This window comes from Nocardioides sp. WG-D5, assembly GCF_054031175.1.
Window position 1 is genome coordinate 5,118,693 of the sequence record NZ_CM132928.1, and the last position, 16,975, is coordinate 5,135,667.

Sequence of the window (16,975 nt, forward strand, 5' to 3'; positions counted from 1 at the left end):
CGGAGGGTCAGTCGGTGGGGGCGGCGGTGGTGATGTCGTTCTCGCTGGCCCAGGTGCCGAGGTCGCGCTTGTCGATGGCGGCGGCCATGAGGTCGGGGAAGAGGTCGGGGGTGCAGGCGAAGGCGGGGATGCCGAGGTCGGCGAGGGCGGCGGCGTGGTCGGCGTCGTAGCTGGGAGCACCGGAGTCGCTGAGAGCGAGGAGGGCGACCATGGTGGCCCCGGAGTCGGTGATCTCGCGGGAACGGCGCAGCATCTCCTCGCGGATGCCGCCCTCGTAGAGGTCGCTGATCAAGACCAGGACGGTTTCCTCGGGCTGCTCGATGAGGCTCTGGCAGTAGGCGAGGGCGCGGTTGATGTCGGTGCCGCCACCGAGCTGTACGCCGAAGAGGACCTCGACGGGGTCGTCGAGGTCCTCGGTCAGGTCGATGATCTCGGTGTCGAAGGCGACCAGCTTGGTCTCGACGGAGCGGAGCGAGGCGAGCACGGCTCCGAAGACGCTGGAGTAGACGACCGACTCGGCCATCGAGCCGGACTGGTCGATGCACAGGATGATGCGTCGCTGCGTCTGCTGGGCCTTGCGAGCGTGGCCGACGAGACGCTCGGGTACGACCGTGCGGTGCTCGGGGAGGTAGTGCTTGAGGTTGGCGGCGATCGTACGTCCCCAGTCGATGTCCGCGGGCCGCGGGCGACGCGTGCGCGCGGCCCGGTTGAGAGCACCGGTGACCGCCTGCACCGTCTGCGATCGGAGCCGGGCCACGAGCTCGTCGGTGACGGTGCGTACGACCGCACGGGCCGACTCGCGGCTGTGCTCGGGGATCACCCGGCCGAGGCCGATCAGGGTGGAGACGAGGTGGATGTCGGGCTGGACCGCGTCGAGCATCTCGGGCTCGGTGAGGAGCTGGTGGAGGCCGAGGCGGTCCATCGCGTCGCCCTGCATCACCTTCACGACCGAGGTGGGGAAGTAGGTGCGGATGTCGCCGAGCCAGCGTGCGACCCGGGGAGCGGACCCGCCGAGCCCGGCGCTGCGGCCCTTCGGCTGCTCGCCGTAGAGCTGCTCGAGCGCCTCGTCGCGGGCACGGTCCTCGGCGGTCAGCGACATGGGCGTTCCGTCGCCCCCGGCCCCGAGCGGCTCGTCGGCGTCACCGCCGAGCACCAGGCGCCAGCGGGTCAGGCGGTCGCGTTCGGGGCTCATGCGGGCTCCAGCTGCAGCAGGTCGGCGACCCGCGCGGCCGCGGGCAGCGCGAGGTCGAGATCGAGGGTGGCGGTGTGGGTGAGGTCGGTGGCCGCGTCGAGGTTGCGTACGCGGCCACCGATCTGGCGGCGTTCGGGTGACTGGAAGCGGGAGAAGGTGCGGCGCAGCAGCGGCAGCAGGTCCTCGAAGGTCGCCTCATCGACGCTCGCGACCCACTCGTCGAGCAGCCGGAGCAGCTCGATCTCGTGCAGCAGGAGCAGGGCTTCCCCCTCGAGCAGCCCCTCGACCCAGGCGGCGGCGTGCTCCGGCGCGGTGCCGCGCGAGAGCTGGCGGCTGAGCCGCGCGGAGACGATCTCGATGCCCACCTGCTCGGCGTCGAGCAGGATGCGGTTGACCCGTCCCGCGACCAGGCCGTGCACCTGGTCGTCGGCGCTGAGCGCGACGAGAGCCTGCTCCCAGGTCGCCACCCACACCGGGACCCCGGATCCCTCCTCGCCGACCAGCGACACCCCGCGGTGGGCGGCGTCGAGCGCGCCCTTCATGGCCGCGGCCGCGTCGTCGTCCAGCGAGGTGCAGGCGGCCCGCAGCCCGGCTGCGGCGCGGAGCACCACGGTGTGGAGCACTCCGGCGACCACGCCGGTGTCGGAGCCGCGTACGTCGCCATAGCGCTGGGTCCGCGCCAGCGGCTCGATCGCCCGGAGCAGGGAGAGGGTGTCGTGCTGGTGCGCGGTGCGCTCGGCGAGAGCCGTGATCGCGGCCTCGAGCCCGGCCGGGAGGTCGGCGACGAGGGCCTGGTCGATGAGCTCGGCCAGCGTGCCGAGGTCCTCGGCCTGCGCCGCCCGCTCGGCCACGAGCCCCTCGGCGGCAGCCACCACGGTGGTGCCGTAGAGGCCGGCCTCGACCAGACGTACCGCGAACTCCGGCTGCCACTCCAGCGTCCAGGCCTCCTTGAAGGTGCCCTTGGTGCCGCCCCGGTCGGCCTCGGTGGCCCAGTCGATGCCGAGCAGCCGCAGGCGGTGGAGCAGCAGCGACCGCTCGCGCTGGGCCTCGCGGCGCAGGTCGAGCACCACGGTGGTCTCGGCTGCGGACGGCTTGAGGCGGAGCCGCTTCTGCTGGCGGGCGAGATCCTGGGCGAGCGGCACCAACGGCGCCGACTCCGGCACCTGGCCGAGCTCCTCGCCGACCACGAGCGTGCGCTCGATCAGCGCCAGCGGCAGCCGCGAGCCCTCGCACAGCACGGCAACGGTGGCGTCCTCGAGCTCCTCGAGACCGGCCGAGGGCCGGCCGCGGACGGCGGCGAGCGCCTCCGCGAGGCGTACGGCCTCCACGACCGTCGCCGGAGCCGCGGCGAGTCCCTCGGAACGGAGGACCCGGGCGACCCGGGTGAGCCAGCCGGGCACGACGTCGGCCGGGGTGCCGGCGTGCCAGTGGGCGTAGAGGTGCTGATACCAGCCCGGGGAGGTGACGCCGGCGCCGTAGCCGGACTCGGCGGCGAGCCGGCCGGCGGTCCAGGGTGCCCAGGTCGCGGTGACCTTGATCCTCGGCAGGCCCTTGAGCAGCGCGTTGTCGTCGGCGACCTTCGGCCAGGCCGACGGGTGCAGGACCGGGGCGTGATAGGCGCCGCAGACCATCGCCACCCGCTCGCGTCCTTCTCGTCCGGCGGCGCGCAGGACCTTGCGCATGTAGGCCTCGCGGCGAACATCACCCGGCGAGGCCGGGTCCTCGGCACGGATCTCGGCCATCGCCTCGCGGATCGCGGTGAACCGGCTCAGCGAGGACTCGGCCCGGTGCTCGACCGCGTCCTCCCAGAAGCGCTCAGGGTCGTCGTAGCCGGCCGCGCGGGCGAGCCGGGAGATGGGGTCGGAGCCCACCGGGCGCGGCCCGGGCCGCTCGTCGGGCACGTCGGGTTGCCCCGCGGGGGCGAGGAAGTGGGTAGCCGGAAGGTCGGCGAAGCGAACATCGACGCGGTGCTCCAACGCCCATCGCATGGCGACCCACTCGGGGGAGAAGAACGCGAACGGATAGAACGCCGAGCGCCGTGGCTCCTCGACGGCATAGACGAGCGCCGCGACCGGCGGCACCAGGTCCGGGTCCGCGGCGAGCCCGAGCAGCGAGTCGAGCTCCGGTGGTCCCTCGATCACGACCAGGTCGGGGGAGAGCTCCTCGAGCGCGGCCGCGACCGACCGGGCGGAGCCCGGCCCGTGGTGGCGGACCCCGAGGATCTCGAAGGCGCAGCTCGGGTCGGTCACACCAGCTCCCGGCAGGCGCGGTAGAGATCGGCCCAGCTCGGACGGTCGCGGACGACGGTGTCGAGGTACTCCTGCCACACGATCCGGTCCTGCACCGGGTCCTTCACCACCGCGCCGACCAGCCCGGCCGCCACGTCGTCGGCCCGCACCACGCCGTCGCCGAAGTGGGCGGCGAGCGCCACCCCGTTGGTCATCACCGAGATCGCCTCGGCGGTCGAGAGGGTGGCGGAGGGCGACTTCACCGACGTACGTCCGTCGGCGGTGACGCCCGAGCGGAGCTCGCGGAAGATGGTGACCACGCGCTCGATCTCGGCCAGCTGGCTCAGGTCGGCGGGCAGCGAGAGCGAGGCACCGAGCTGCTCGACCCGGCTGCGGACGATCGAGACCTCGTCGTCGAGGGTGTCCGGCAGCGGCAGCACGACCGTGTTGAAGCGCCGCTTGAGCGCCGAGGAGAGGTCGTTGACGCCCTTGTCGCGGTTGTTGGCGGTGGCGATGAGGTTGAACCCCTGCCGCGCCTGGACCTCGTCGTCGAGCTCGGGGACGGGCAGCGTCTTCTCCGAGAGGATCGAGATGAGCCCGTCCTGGACGTCGGCGGGGATGCGGGTCAGCTCTTCGATGCGGACGAGGGCGCCGGTCTCCATCGCCCGCATCACCGGGCTCGGCACCAGTGCGTCCCGCGAGGGGCCCTCGGCGAGCAGGCGGGCATAGTTCCAGCCGTAGCGCAGCGACTCCTCGGGAGTGCCGGCGGTGCCCTGCACGACCAGCGTCGAGTCGCCCGAGATCGCCGCGGCCAGATGCTCGCCCACCCAGGTCTTGGCCGTGCCGGGAACGCCGAGCAGCAGCAGCGCACGATCGGTGGCCAGCGAGGCGACCGCGATCTCCATGAGGCGGCGGGCGCCGACGTACTTCGCGCTGATCGTCGTGCCGTCGGGCAGCTCGCCGCCGAGAAGATAGGTGGTCACCGCCCACGGGGAGAGCCGCCACCGGGGCGGGCGGGGGCGGCCGGTCTCGGCATCGTGGGCGGCCAGAGCGGTGAGCTCGGCGGCGTAGGCGTCCTCGGCGTGGGCGCGAAGAATGTCGGTCACTTGAAGGCCTCCGTGATGGCGTGGACGAGGGAGAGGTGCTGGATGAGCTGGTTGCGCTGCCTGGCGAGCGAGTCGGGCAGCCGGTGCAGGTCGGGAACGATCTCGGGCGGCATCCGCGCGGCCAGGACGGCGAACGACCTGGCGAGCTCGCGTTCCCGGGCGGCGAGGAGATCGAGGACCGTACGGCTGAAGTCGAGGCTCCAGGGACCCGGAACGGCGCCGAGCCGGGCCGAGATGGTCGTCCCGCCGCTGCTCGACCCGGCGCCGGTGATGAGCTGGCGCAGGACGAGCGCCTCCCGGTCGGCGCTCGGCACGATCTCGAGGAGCTCGCCTCGGTGGACGTCGCCGAGCAGCGCTCGGGCCCAGTCCGGGTTGCGGCGGGCGATGACGGCGCTGATGATGCCGGCGCGGGCGTCGGCGTCGGTGATCATCGCCCAGGTCGCGTCGGGGTCGCGGCCGGTGGCGTCGGTCCAGATCTCGAGCGGGGCACCCGCCGCGAGTTGCCGCAGCCAGTGGCCGCCCTGGGAGCGGCCCCTCGGGGCCTTGTCGAGCCCGTCGCGCACGGCCGTGGCATCGGCCTCGGTGGGCAGCTCGACCTCCACCGTCTTCCGTACGATCCCGGTGACTCCGACGAGCGGGCGCAGCAGCGCGCCGAGCCGCTGCCCGCGCGCCGAGCCGGGCAGGGCGTCGAGAAGATGCCGAGCCGAGAGTCGTACGTCCGCTCCCCGGTCATCGAGCGCCCGCTCCAGGAACGGCTCGTCCTCGAGGCTCAGCCCGGTGCGGAGCGTCTTGATCAACGTGGCCCGGTCGGCCGCCTTCTCGCCGGCCCAGACCGACTCGAGCCGTTCCCGGGCAGCGGCCGGGTCGACGGCCCGCAGCCGGGTCAGCATCTCGGTACGAGCGGCGGTCGGCTGCCGCGCCCAGGCTGCGTCGTCGAGGGGCTCTTCACCCGCACCGGCAGCAGCTCGTGCCGAGGCGATCATCGGGCGCCACCGGCGCCGGTTGGCGACCAGCCAGACGCCGCGCGCATCGGCCGCCGTCAGCGCGTCCCGGTGCAGCTCGGGTCGGGGCAGCGCCTGGTCGAGGAGCCGGGGGAGCAGCCGCGCGGGCACCCGGTAGCCGGCCGCGTTGGCACAGGCCAGCCAGTGGGCGAGGAGGTCGCCGCGCAGGTCGGCACCGCCGGGGGTCTGGTTGAGCACCAGCTCCAGCAGTTGTACGGCACCAGCCGGCGCCACCGGAAGCCGGTCGGCCGGGGCCGCCGCCGGTGCGGACGCGGTGCGAAGCGGTCGGCCCGAGCGCACCATCGCTCCGCCGACGGCCGCGGCGTCGAGCAGCGCGGTCTGCGCCGAGCCTCCCCGCCGCTCCGGTATCGGCAGCGTCTCGGGCGCCGGCGGCACCCCGCGCCGGGCCGTGCCCAGCACCGCAGCCGCCGTCACCGCGTCCCACCACTCCTCGGTCGTGCTCACAGCGCCACCAGCTCTTCGTCCGATCCGTCCTCAGCGCTCATGACCGTCAGCATCCTCAGCCCGTCGTCCTGGATCTCCCCGAACGCGGTCACCGGATTGCCCCCGGTCAGCGCGAGGAGGCGCCACCAGGTCCCCGGATCGCCGAGCAACGGCACCTGGTGACCGGCGTCGTCCACCACGAACGGCGGCTCGTCGCCCTCCGGCACCGACGCGGCGACGCGGACCACGACCGGAGCCCGGTCGGCCCACGGGTTGCCGGCCCGGAGCGCCGCCAGCGCGGCTCGCGCGCCGGCCAGATCGGTCGCCGTCCCCAGGTCGGACGTGGCCGGAAGGGCCACCGGCTCGGAGGCGAGCACCACCCGGCGTGGCGCGTGGCCCGGATAGAAGCCCACCGACGCCTCCAGCCGCGCCCCGGCCAGCCGGGCGATCGGCAGCGGGTTGCCACCCGCGGCGAAGTCGAGGAGAAGCACGGTCTCACCCGAGTCCGAGCGCAGCCAGGTGCGCTGCTCGATCAGGTTGCCGCGCTCGTCGCGATGAGCTCCCAGCACGGTCCACACGTCCGCGTGCATCCCGGCCTCCAGGACCTGGGCGGTCGGTGTCGCCCAGCCGATCACCGCGCGCAGGTCGCCCTGGGTGTCGGTGTCCAGCGAGTCCCAGGACCGCCAGGCCTGCGCGGCGGTCCACCAGCGGCCCACCTCGATCAGCAGATGCTCGGCCCAGTCCTCACGCCGGTTGATCGCTGCGGCCATCTCCCGGATCCGTTCGCCGAGCCCGGGCAGTTGCGCGTCGACCAGCCGGGAGGCGGCGGCGTCCCACCAGGTCCACGGCTGCGCCTTCGCGGTGGCGAGCCCGCCTCGCACCAGGTCCTCCAGCCACAGCACCAGGTCCTCGACGCCGCCGTCCATCAGCGCCCGGCGCTCCGCGGCCCGCCGCGCCTGGGCGGCCTTGTCCACCGGCTTGGCCGGCGCCGCGGCACGCTCAGCCGCGCCCGCGGCACGGGCCGCGCGCTGCGAGGCCCACTCCGAGGCGTACGCCTCCGGCTGGTCGACCTCGCCCACCTGCGCCCCGGCCCACAGCAACAGCAGCGCGAGGGCGTGCTTGCAGGGGAACTTCCGCGACGGGCACGAGCACTTGTAGGCAGGGCCGGTGAGGTCGACGCTCACCTGGTAGGGGTTCTTGCCCGAGCCCTGGCACTTGCCCCACACGAGCACGTCGGTGGCACCCGTCTCCGACCAGGGTCCGGGCGTGGCGAGCTTGCGGGCGGCGTTGAGCGACCCGGCGTCGGGAGCCGCCTTCTCCACGGCATCGATTGACCAGCGAGGCATGATGCGCACATCTAAGCCTGCCCCGCCGACAGTTTGGTGAAATCGCAGATCAGTCGCGGTGAGGCGTCTGGCTGAGCCGCCAGAAGGTGGCCGCCAGCAGCACGGCGGCGAGGGTGGCGTCGATGCTGAGGACCGCCCAGACCAGGCCCTCCGCGGTGGACTGGACGGCGCCGAGGCCGAGGACGGCGGCGACCGCGATCCACAGGAGGTACGCCGAGAGCCGGCTGCGCCGGGCCAGCACGGAGTAGACGAGCAGCTGGAGGACGGACAGCACCGTGCCGAGGATCGCGAAGACCCAGAGGAGCCCCTCGATCTCGGCGTAGTCGGGGCCGCCGATGAAGATCATCGCCAGCCAGGACAGCAGCCAGGAGCCGGCGGTCGCGCACGCGCCGAGACCGGCGACCAGCGCCAGGGACTTGAGCAACGCGGAGCGGCGGCTCGCCTCGGCCGACATCGACGGGAAGGCGATGATCACCACGAACTGGGGCAGGAACAGCACGGCCTTGGTGAGGATCAGGCCACCTGCGTACAGGCCGGAGACGTGGTCGGAGAGCACGTTGCGCGCGATCAGGATGTCGACGTTGGAGAGCGCGAAGAAGCCGAGCAGCGCGAACGACCCGTGCAGCATCTCCACCACGACGGGCTTGATCGGACCGGGCTTCGCCTCCACGGAGGACGTACGCCGCCGCAGCACCCACCAGCCGACGATCGCCGGCGCGAACTGGGCCAGCGCGACACCGGCCATCGCGGCGCCCTCGGTCGGACGGATCCACATCGCGGCGGTGGCGACCACGACCCGGGGGATGCCGAGCGCCAGGTAGATCATCGCCAGGCCGAGCCAGCGGCGCTCGCCCTGCAGCACCCCGGCCTGGCCGCCCATGATCGTCAGCGGCACGGCGCACACCGCGACCAGCAGCGCCGGGTAGATCGAGTCCAGACGCAGCATCTGCCACACCAGCGGTGAGGCGATGAGCATGACCGCACCGACGACGACGGCCGCCCGGTAGGTCGCTCGCAGCACCGTCCGCTCGATGGCGCGCTCCTGGCCGGGGGTCTCGGTCACCCGCCGCGAAGCCGTCGCCTGCATGCCGAGCTGGACGACGCCGGCGACGAGGAGCAGCGACATCATCGAGGCGACGCCACCGTACTGTCCGGGGCCGAGGATCCGGGCGGCGATGATCTGGAAGCCGTAGGTCGCGACGTTGGTGACCATGATGCAGACCGCGAGGAAGCCGCTGCTGCGGATGAGCGCAGACAGCCGGCGCCGGCGGGCGCTGGTCGGGCTGGCGGTCATCGTGGGCACTTGGAAAGCCTAGGGTGCGGCAGGTCACATGCCGGCACCGGCATCCGCCCAGGACCGGAACTCGTTCGCCACAACTGACGTCTCGGCCTGCAGAAGTGACGTCTCGGCTTAGGGTGGCGGCGTGAGCGAGCGGGTGGTGCCGACCTTGTGGGCGGGCGTGCTCGCGGTGCTGATGCTGGGGCCGACGCTGGGGCCGGGGTTCGTGCTCAGCTACGACATGGTGTGGGTGCCCGACCTCGCGCTGACCCGCGACGTACTCGGCCTCGGGTCGGCGCTGCCGCGGGCGGTGCCCTCGGACGCGGTGGTCGCGGTGCTGGACGAGGTCGTTCCGGGTCTCGTGCTGCAGAAGATCGTCCTGCTGGGGGCGCTGGTGCTGGCCGGAGCGGGCGCCGCGGAGCTGGTGCGCGACCGCTCGCTCGTGGCGCGGCTGGCGGTGGTGAGCCTGACCGTATGGAGTCCGTACGTCGCCGAGCGCCTGTGGATGGGTCACTGGCCGATGCTGCTGGCCTATGCCGCGGTGCCCTGGCTCGTGGTCGCCGGCCGCCGGTGGGCCGCGGGGAGTCCGGGCCCGGTGTGGATGCTGCCCGTCCTCCTCGCCGGAAGCCTGAGCGCGAGCGCCGGCATCGTCTCGGGTGCGGTCCTCCTCGCCACCGGCCTGCGCCGCGGCCGGCGCCCGGCGCTGCTGCTGGCCGCGGTGGCGGCGGTGAACGCGCCCTGGATCGTCGCCGGCCTGACCCACACGTCCCAGGCGGCGTCGGCCACCGGGTTCGACGTCTTCGCGCTGCGTGGCGACGCCCTGCCCGCTCCGCTGGCCGCGTTGTCGCTCGGCGGGATCTGGAACACCTCGGTCGTCCCGGCGAGCCGGGACGGCTGGCTCGCCTGGGTGGCGCTGGTGCTCCTGGTCGCGCTGGTCGCGGTGGGAGGTCGTCGGTGGTGGAGATCCGAGAGCCGGCGGGTCGCGATCCTGGCACTGTGGGCCGCGGGTCTGGCGATCGCCGTCGCCGGCTGGGCGGCGCCGCAGGCGCTCGACGCCCTCGCTCGAGACGTCCCCGGTCTCGCGCTCCTCCGCGACAGCAGCCGTCTGCTCACGCTGTGCCTGCCGCTGCTGATCCTCACGGTGGCCGCCGGGGTGGAGGCGCTGGGGGAGAGGCTGCGCGGATCAGCCCCGAGATGGGCGGCGGCCGTGGTCGTCGTGCTCGTCCCGGTGGCAGTCCTTCCCGACGCTGCCTGGGGCCTGGCGGGTGGCATCGGGACCGCCGACTACCCACGCGAATGGAACCAGGCGCGCGCGGCGCTCGCCGAGGAGACGGCTCCGGGCGACGTACTCGTCCTGCCCTGGTCCGCCTACCGCGCGCCGTCGTGGAACGACGGCCGGCCGGTGCTCGACCCGCTGCCGCGGATGCTGACCCGGGCGAGCATCGTGAACGGCGACCTGGTCATCGGCAGCCGGGTGATCCGAGGGGAGGACCGGCGGGCGGATGAGGTCGCCGACGCGCTCACCGGGACCGACGCCGCGGGACAGGTCACCACCCTGCGCCAGCTGGGGATCGGGTACGTCGTCACCGACCGGTCCGCGGGCGATGCGCCACAGATCGCCGGCGAGACGGTCTACGAGGGCGGTGGCCTGCTCGTCCAGCGGCTGCCCGAACGCGAACACCGGATGCCCGAGACGAAGGTCGGCCCGGCGATGGCAGGAGCGTGGGCGGCGTACGGCCTGGCCTGGCTCGCCGCCGCAACATCAACAGTTTTGCTACTGATCAGTATGGGTCGCCGGCCGGCTGCTAAGGTTCGCGGCTAGGAGAGGGAGGTCACATATCCATGGGCAACATCATTGCCATCGTCGCCAGCATTCTTGTGGGCGGCGGAGTCGCCGCAGCGACCATCGTCGGAGTCGTCACCAGCAACACGGACAACACCGTCGAGAATCCTCCGAGCGTCTCTGAGTCGACGGTTCAGTACGGCACCAACGACTGAGCACGACGAAGCAGAAGGGGCCCGGCGGTTTCCGCCGGGCCCCTTCGCCGTCTCGATGACGGAGAGACGTCAGTCCGCGCCGACCACGCGCCCCTGCAGGGCCGAGGCGAGCACGGCGTTGAAGTTGAGCTGGCTCTGCTCCCAGGTGTGCTTGCGCGCGTGCCAGCGGGCACCCTCGGCCAGCTCCTTGCGACGGATCTCGTCACCGAGCAGGTGGTCGAGCGCGGCCACGAACCCGGCCTGGTCGTCGACCAGCACCCCCGACTCGCCGTCGTCGATCGACTCCGTCGTCCCGCCGGCGTCGCGGAATGCGACCGTCGGGGTGCCGTGCTGGGCGGCCTCGGTGACGACCAGACCCCAGCCCTCCTTCAGCGACGGCAGCGCCATCAGCCAGGAGCGCTCGTAGACCGCCTCCTTGGTCCCCTCGTCGACATGTCCCAGCATCTCGACGAAGTCCCCGGCCCCCACCCGGGAGACGTACGCAGCCAGCTCGTCGGCCCACCAGCCGCCGCCCACGATGCTGAGTCGCAGGTCCGGGTAGGTCTCCCGCAGCGCGACGACCGCGTCGACCGCGAGCTCGACCCGCTTGTGCGGCACCAGCCGTCCGACGACGCAGACGGAGGGGTGCTCGGTCTTGGCCGGCTGGTCGCTCAGCGCGGGCGCGGCGCCGTTGTGCACGACCGCGACCCGGGCGGGGTCGACGCCGAGCGTGGCCAGCTCCGCGCGGGTGGCGCGGGAGACCGCGACGTACTGCTTGCGGCGGTAGAGCCGCGGCGCCAGCCACGACTCGATCCACCAGCCGACCCGCCCGGACAGCCCCGGGTAGACCACCGGCCACTGCTCGCGGTGCACGTGGTGGACGAGCACCGCGACGGGCGCCCGGGTGCCGAGCGGCGTGAAGAACGGCAGCCCGTTCTGCACGTCGATGACCGCGTCGACGCGTCCGATCGGGCCCAGCCGGCCCAGCGCCAGCAGCAGCACACCCCACAGATAGATGCTGAGCTTGCCGCCGCGGCGTACGTAGCGGACACCGTCGCGCTCCTCACGGGCACGAGCGCCCGGATAGGCCGCGGTGAACACGGTCACCCGCGCTCCGGCACCGACCAGGCCGGCGGTGATCTGGTGGAGGTAGAGCTCGGCCCCACCGGCTTCCGGGTTGTCAGAATCGCGCCAGCTGAACACAGCGACATGGCCGCCGTTCAGCTGCGCTCCCTCGTTGGCGCGCAAAATACAGTGCTCCCCTGGATCTCGCAGTTCCCCGCTGCTGAGTGCTCCCTCCCCAGGGGTCACGCAGTTACTGGAGAGTAGGACATTTCGTGACCAAATGCACACCCTCTGGGGTAATCGGTTAGGGTTCCCGCCGTGCCGAACCTTCTGGACCCCCAGCGCGACGCCCCGGCCGGCACCGGCTGGAAGGCGACCCTGCGGCGCTCCGTGCGTCTCTTCAGCGACTTCCGCGTGGAGCAGACCGACCCGGCACGCTTCTACACCGCACTGGCGGCCGACTCGGTCGGCCAGCTCGCGCACTACACCGACGGTGAGACCATTGAAGGCACCGTCCTGCTCGACGTCGGCGGCGGCCCGGGCTACTTCCGCGACGCCTTCATGAAGGCCGGCGCGACCTACCTGGCGCTGGACGCCGACGCCGGCGAGATGCAGGGTGCCGGGATCGTGGCGGAGGGCAGCATGCTCGGCGACGGGATGCGGCTGCCGGTCCGCACCGGCTCGGTCGACGCCTGCTACTCCTCCAACGTGCTCGAGCACGTCCCGACCCCGACCGCGATGCTCGACGAGATGCTCCGGGTCACCAAGCCCGGCGGCGTCGTCTTCTGCTCCTACACGCTGTGGTGGGGCCCCTGGGGCGGCCACGAGACCAGCCCGTGGCACCTGCTCGGCGGCCGCTACGCGCGCCGCCGCTACCAGCGCAAGCACGGCCACGAGCCCAAGAACAAGTTCGGCGAGTCGATGTACGCGGCGACCGCCGCCGCCGGGCTGTGCTGGGCGCGCGCCCAGCGCAAGGCGGGCAACGCCGAGATCCTGGCTGCGGTTCCGCGCTACCACCCGGCGTGGGCGGCGTGGCTGATGCGGGTCCCGGTGGTGAGGGAGGTGCTCTCGTGGAACCTCCTGCTCGTGCTGCGCAAGACGTGACCCCTTCGGCCACCTCCCCCCTGAGGATCTCGGCGTACGTCGCGATCCTGACCGCGATCACGTTCACCCAGGCCCCGGGCCGGATCGTCGCGGACACCAAGTTCGACCTCAGCGCCGACCCGTGGGCCTTCCTGGCCCGGGCGCTGCACATGTGGGACGCCCAGGGCGCCTTCGGCCAGGTGCAGAACCAGGCGATCGGCTACGTGTGGCCGATGGGTCCGTTCTACGGTCTCGGTCAGCTGGCCCACCTGCCGGAGTGGGTGATCCAGCGGCTGTGGTGGGCGCTGCTGCTCAACCTGGCGTTCCTCGGTGTCCTGGCCGTGGCAAGGGAGTTGCAGCTGGGGCGGCCGTGGGCGCAGGTCGCGGGTGCCGCGGCGTACGTCCTGACGCCACGCGTGATGACCATCCTCGGTGCCAACTCGGTCGAGCTCTGGCCGACCGCGGTGGCGCCCTGGGTGCTGCTCGCGGTCATCCGGGCCAGCGGGACCACCACCACCAAGGACCTGCTGCGCTGGTGCGCGCTGGCCGCTCTCGCGGTCGCGTGCGCGGGCGGGGTCAACGCGACCGCGGTCTCGGCGGTGCTGGTCCCCGGGGTGATCTTCCTGCTGACCCGCACCGGCCTGCGGCGGTTCGCCGCCCTCGTCCTGTGGGGCGTGTTCACCGTCCTCGCCACCCTGTGGTGGACGATCCCCCTGGTACTCCAGGGCCGCTACATCCCGCCGTTCCTCGACTACATCGAGACCGCGGCGGTGACCGCCTCGACCACCGGACTGCTGCCGACGCTGCTCGGCACCTCCGACTGGGTCGCCTACGCCGACCCGATCTACTACCCGGCCGGGCAGAGCCTGCACGCCACGCCCTACCTCGTCCTCGACGCCGCCGCCGTCGTCGCGATCGGGCTGGCGGGGCTCGCCGGCGTGGGCCGTGGCCGCCGCCACCCGGAGAGCCGGTTCCTCATCGGCTGCGTGCTGGCCGGCGTCGTCCTGGTCGGGATCGGCTACACCGGCGCGCTGGCCGGCTGGGGAGCCGAGGCCCGTCAGGACCTCGTCGACGGTGCCCTGGCCGCGGTCCGCAACAGCCACAAGTACGACGCCGTGCTCCGCCTCGGGCTCGCGGCCGGGGTCGTGCTCGCCGTCGAGACCATCCTCTTCCGTGCCGGCCTGGCGCGCGCCTCGGGGACGAGCACCAGGGCCGCGCAGTGGCTGCGGACCGTGTTCGTCATCGCCGTGGCCGCCTCGCTGGCCGGCCTGGCCGTCCCCTGGGTGCGTGGCCAGGTGCCGCCGCCGGGGTCGATCGAGAACGTGCCGGGCTTCTGGACCGACGCGGCCGACCACCTCACCGAGACCGACGACGGCGGCGTCACCCTGGTGCTCCCGGCGGCCCGGTTCGGCGACTACCTGTGGGGCAGCACCCACGACGAGGTGCTGCAGCCCTACGCCGACTCCCGCTGGGCCGTACGCGGCGTGGTGCCCCTGGCCGAGCCCGGCAACGTCGTCTGGCTCGACCGGGTCACCGAGGAGCTCGAGCGCGGCACCGCGAGCGCGGATCTCGCGCCGATGCTGGCCAAGGCCGGCGTCACCCGCCTGCTGGTGCGCAACGATCTGCACTGGGGCACCACCGGAGCCCCGCCGCCCTCGCTGGTGCACGCCACCCTGGACCAGTCGCCCGGCCTGACCCGGGAGGCGAGGTTCGGCTCCGACTTCGGCAACACCACCTACCACCGCGAGAACGGCACCCGGGTGCTCGTCGACGGAGGACTGGCGGGGGAGTACCCCCCGATCGAGATCTACCGGGTCGACGACGCGTCGGCCGGAGCCACCCTGATCCCCGCTCGGACGACCGTGATGGGCGACCCCGGCGAGCCCGCCAGCGGCGCCCAGGCGGTGCTGACCGCCGACGACACCCGGTCGGCCGACGACATGGCAGGGGAGAAGCCCGACGTCATCCTCACCGACGGGCAGCGGCGGCGTACGACCATCTTCTCCGGGGTCCGCGCCAACTCCTCCTCGACCCGCACCGCCGAGGAGGGCGTCGACTCCGACCAGCCCGAGAACTTCCACCGCTACCTGGAGGACCAGGAGCGGTGGCAGAGCACCATGGTCTGGCGCGGTGTCGAGGCCGTCGAGGCCTCCAGCTCCGCAGCGACCCCGAGCGATCTCCCGGTCGACCGGGGCCGGGCACCCTCGGCCGCCCTCGACGGTGACCCCGACACCGCATGGCGCACCGAGACCGGCTGGGGACACAGCCCCGAGGGCGCCTGGCTCCGGGTGCGCTTCGAGGACGAGACCGACCTCGGCAGGGTCACCATCAGGCTGCCCGACAACGTCGTCGGGGTCGAGCGGCTCGAGCTCGTCGCCGGCGCCCAGATGCGCAAGGTCTACGCCCCGCAGCCGGGGGCGGAGGCGACGTACGACCTGACCGGGTTCAGCGCGCGCAACCTCACCATCACCGCCCGCGGCGCCACCGCCTACGGGCCCTGGGGGATCAGCGAGCTCGACATCGAGGGCGTCGACGCACAGCGCCTGGTCGCGCTGCCCACGCCCCCCGACGACACCACGATCCGCAAGATCCGGCTCGGCCGCGACACCGACCGCAGCGGCTGCATCGACCAGGAAGGTGTGCTCTACTGCGAGCCGTTCCTGGCCGACACCGGAGACGACGGCGACAACCTCGACCGGCTGGTCACCCTGACCCGCGACCAGTCCTTCCACGTCAGCGGCACGGTGTCGCTGCGCCGCGATCACGCCTACGCCGAGGCCGCCGCGGCCCTCACCCGTGTCGACATCACCGCCCCGAGCAGTGGCGACATCGCCCAGTCGGCGCTCGCGATGATCGACGGCGACGACGGCACCTCCTGGCGCGCTCCGTCGACCGGCCCGGCCGCGGTGACTCTCCGCCTGCCCGAACGGCAGCGGATCCGGTCGCTGCGGCTCGTCGTCAACGAGGCCGCCCCGGTCAGCATCCCCACCGAGGTCGAGATCACCGACCTGCGCCGCCCCAAGCGCAACGTCACCCGCGAGGTCGGCGAGGACGGCGACGTCGCCGTGCCCAAGGGCTGGCGCACCGACCGGCTTCGGATCCGGATCACCGAGACCGACCCGGCCTACGACCAGCCCTCGAGCCTGGCCGACGCCACCGAGCTGCCGGCCGGCATCTCCGAGCTGCAGGTCAACGGTCGTGCGCTCGGCGACGGGCGGTTACGGGCGGGCTGCGCCGACGGGCCCCACATCCGCGTCGGCGACCGGCTGCTGCGTACGTCGGTCGACGGGTCGCTCTCCGACCTGCTGCGCGGCGGTGAGGCGTCCCTGAAGGTCTGCGGCACGACACCGCTCGCGCTGGTCGCAGGCGAGAACACGCTCCTCGCCGACCCGGCCCCGATCGCCTCGGGCTCCGCTTCGGCAGGTGGCGCGCTTCGGTTCGACAGCCTCGAGCTCAGCGCCGAGGTGATCGCGGCTGCCGAGCCGCCGACCGCGGTCGAGGTGGAGCGGGACGAGCGCGACGCCGCGGTCTCCGCGACCGTCTCGGCGGAGACCTACGACCGGGTCCTCGTACTCCCGCAGAACATCAACACCGGAGCGACCGCGACCCTGGACGGCAAGGCCCTGCGCGCCCAGCGGGTCGACGGCTGGCAGCAGGGCTGGATCGTGCCCGCCGGAGCATCGGGAGAGGTACGTTTCGGCTTCGCCCCCGAGGGCACCTACCGTGCCGGGCTGCTCGCCGGTGCGGGCGGCGCGGCGCTGGTCCTGGCTCTTGCGCTGGTGACCTCATGGCGCCGCCGCGGCACCCCGCCCAGCCTCGAGCTGTTCCCGGTGGCTGCGCCGTGGCGGTGGTACGACGGCGGGCTGCTGATCCTCGTGGCCGGTCTTCTCGCCGGCTGGTGGGGTGCGCTGGCCGCCGTGGTGGCCTGGCTGCTGCCCCGGGTGACCGGCCGCCGTCCGGCGGTCGTACGTCTCCTGGCCGTCGGCTCCGGGGCCGCACTGCTCGCCGGCGCCCTCGCCGTCGAGATCCTCCCGACCGCCTGGGACCTGCCGTGGGACCCGCCCGCCTGGACGGCTCAGGCGCTCTCGCTGGCCGCGGTCGTGCTCGTGGCGGCCTCCGCCTCCGCGGGGCCACGCTCGGGTTCCGGCTCCGGCTTGCGCGAGGGCCTCAACGCCGAGGGGCGCCAGCTGCGCAGCCGCATCACCCTGCGCTCGAAGAAGAGGTAGGAGAGGGCGGCGACCGGGATGGTGATGA

At 73.2% G+C, this 16,975-nt stretch carries 11 protein-coding genes; 4 read left to right on the plus strand and 7 right to left on the minus strand.

From position 1 onward, the window contains the following. Window positions 1–7 precede the first annotated feature (7 nt). The 6 genes from ACWZJV_RS24765 to ACWZJV_RS24790 are packed head-to-tail and all read right to left on the minus strand — an operon-like array spanning window position 8 to window position 8,611. Complete coding sequence (locus tag ACWZJV_RS24765; RefSeq protein ID WP_457179213.1) at window positions 8–1,192, minus strand: VWA domain-containing protein; 1,185 nt, start codon at window positions 1,190–1,192, stop codon at window positions 8–10. Beyond that, on the minus strand, window positions 1,189–3,441 hold the full coding sequence (locus ACWZJV_RS24770; protein WP_457179214.1) for a DUF5682 family protein: 2,253 nt from the start codon (window positions 3,439–3,441) through the stop codon (window positions 1,189–1,191). Before ACWZJV_RS24770 ends, ACWZJV_RS24765 begins: the two co-directional genes overlap by 4 nt. Further along, the gene (locus ACWZJV_RS24775) at window positions 3,438–4,526 is read right to left on the minus strand and encodes an ATP-binding protein (RefSeq protein ID WP_196874656.1); all 1,089 of its coding nucleotides are present in this window, start codon (window positions 4,524–4,526) and stop codon (window positions 3,438–3,440) included. The genes ACWZJV_RS24770 and ACWZJV_RS24775 overlap by 4 nt, the downstream gene beginning before the upstream one ends. Beyond that, window positions 4,523–5,992, minus strand: coding sequence for a DUF5691 domain-containing protein (locus ACWZJV_RS24780; RefSeq protein WP_457179215.1), 1,470 nt, complete (start codon window positions 5,990–5,992; stop codon window positions 4,523–4,525). Before ACWZJV_RS24780 ends, ACWZJV_RS24775 begins: the two co-directional genes overlap by 4 nt. Then, the gene (locus ACWZJV_RS24785; RefSeq protein WP_457179216.1) at window positions 5,989–7,317 is read right to left on the minus strand and encodes an SWIM zinc finger family protein; all 1,329 of its coding nucleotides are present in this window, start codon (window positions 7,315–7,317) and stop codon (window positions 5,989–5,991) included. Before ACWZJV_RS24785 ends, ACWZJV_RS24780 begins: the two co-directional genes overlap by 4 nt. 49 nt (window positions 7,318–7,366) lie before the next feature. After that, window positions 7,367–8,611, minus strand: coding sequence for a lipopolysaccharide biosynthesis protein (locus ACWZJV_RS24790; RefSeq protein WP_457181985.1), 1,245 nt, complete (start codon window positions 8,609–8,611; stop codon window positions 7,367–7,369). Between the two features lie 130 nt (window positions 8,612–8,741). Between ACWZJV_RS24790 and ACWZJV_RS24795 the strand changes: the two genes are divergently transcribed. Further along, window positions 8,742–10,418, plus strand: a complete 1,677-nt coding sequence (locus tag ACWZJV_RS24795) for a hypothetical protein (protein WP_457179217.1) — start codon at window positions 8,742–8,744, stop codon at window positions 10,416–10,418. A 20-nt stretch (window positions 10,419–10,438) separates the two neighbouring features. Next, window positions 10,439–10,594, plus strand: a complete 156-nt coding sequence (locus ACWZJV_RS24800) for a hypothetical protein (RefSeq protein ID WP_196874652.1) — start codon at window positions 10,439–10,441, stop codon at window positions 10,592–10,594. 69 nt (window positions 10,595–10,663) lie between these two features. On the opposite strand, the gene ACWZJV_RS24805 is transcribed toward ACWZJV_RS24800, so the two are convergent. Continuing rightward, a complete protein-coding gene (locus ACWZJV_RS24805; protein WP_457179218.1) occupies window positions 10,664–11,821 on the minus strand; it encodes a glycosyltransferase family 4 protein in 1,158 nt (385 codons plus the stop codon). 135 nt (window positions 11,822–11,956) lie between these two features. On the opposite strand from ACWZJV_RS24805, the gene ACWZJV_RS24810 reads away from it, so the two are divergent. Then, window positions 11,957–12,742: a class I SAM-dependent methyltransferase gene (locus tag ACWZJV_RS24810; RefSeq protein WP_457179219.1), complete on the plus strand. Its 786-nt coding sequence runs from the start codon at window positions 11,957–11,959 to the stop codon at window positions 12,740–12,742. Further along, window positions 12,709–16,947, plus strand: coding sequence for an alpha-(1->3)-arabinofuranosyltransferase domain-containing protein (locus ACWZJV_RS24815; protein WP_457179220.1), 4,239 nt, complete (start codon window positions 12,709–12,711; stop codon window positions 16,945–16,947). Before ACWZJV_RS24810 ends, ACWZJV_RS24815 begins: the two co-directional genes overlap by 34 nt. The last annotated feature ends 28 nt before the right edge of the window (window positions 16,948–16,975 follow it).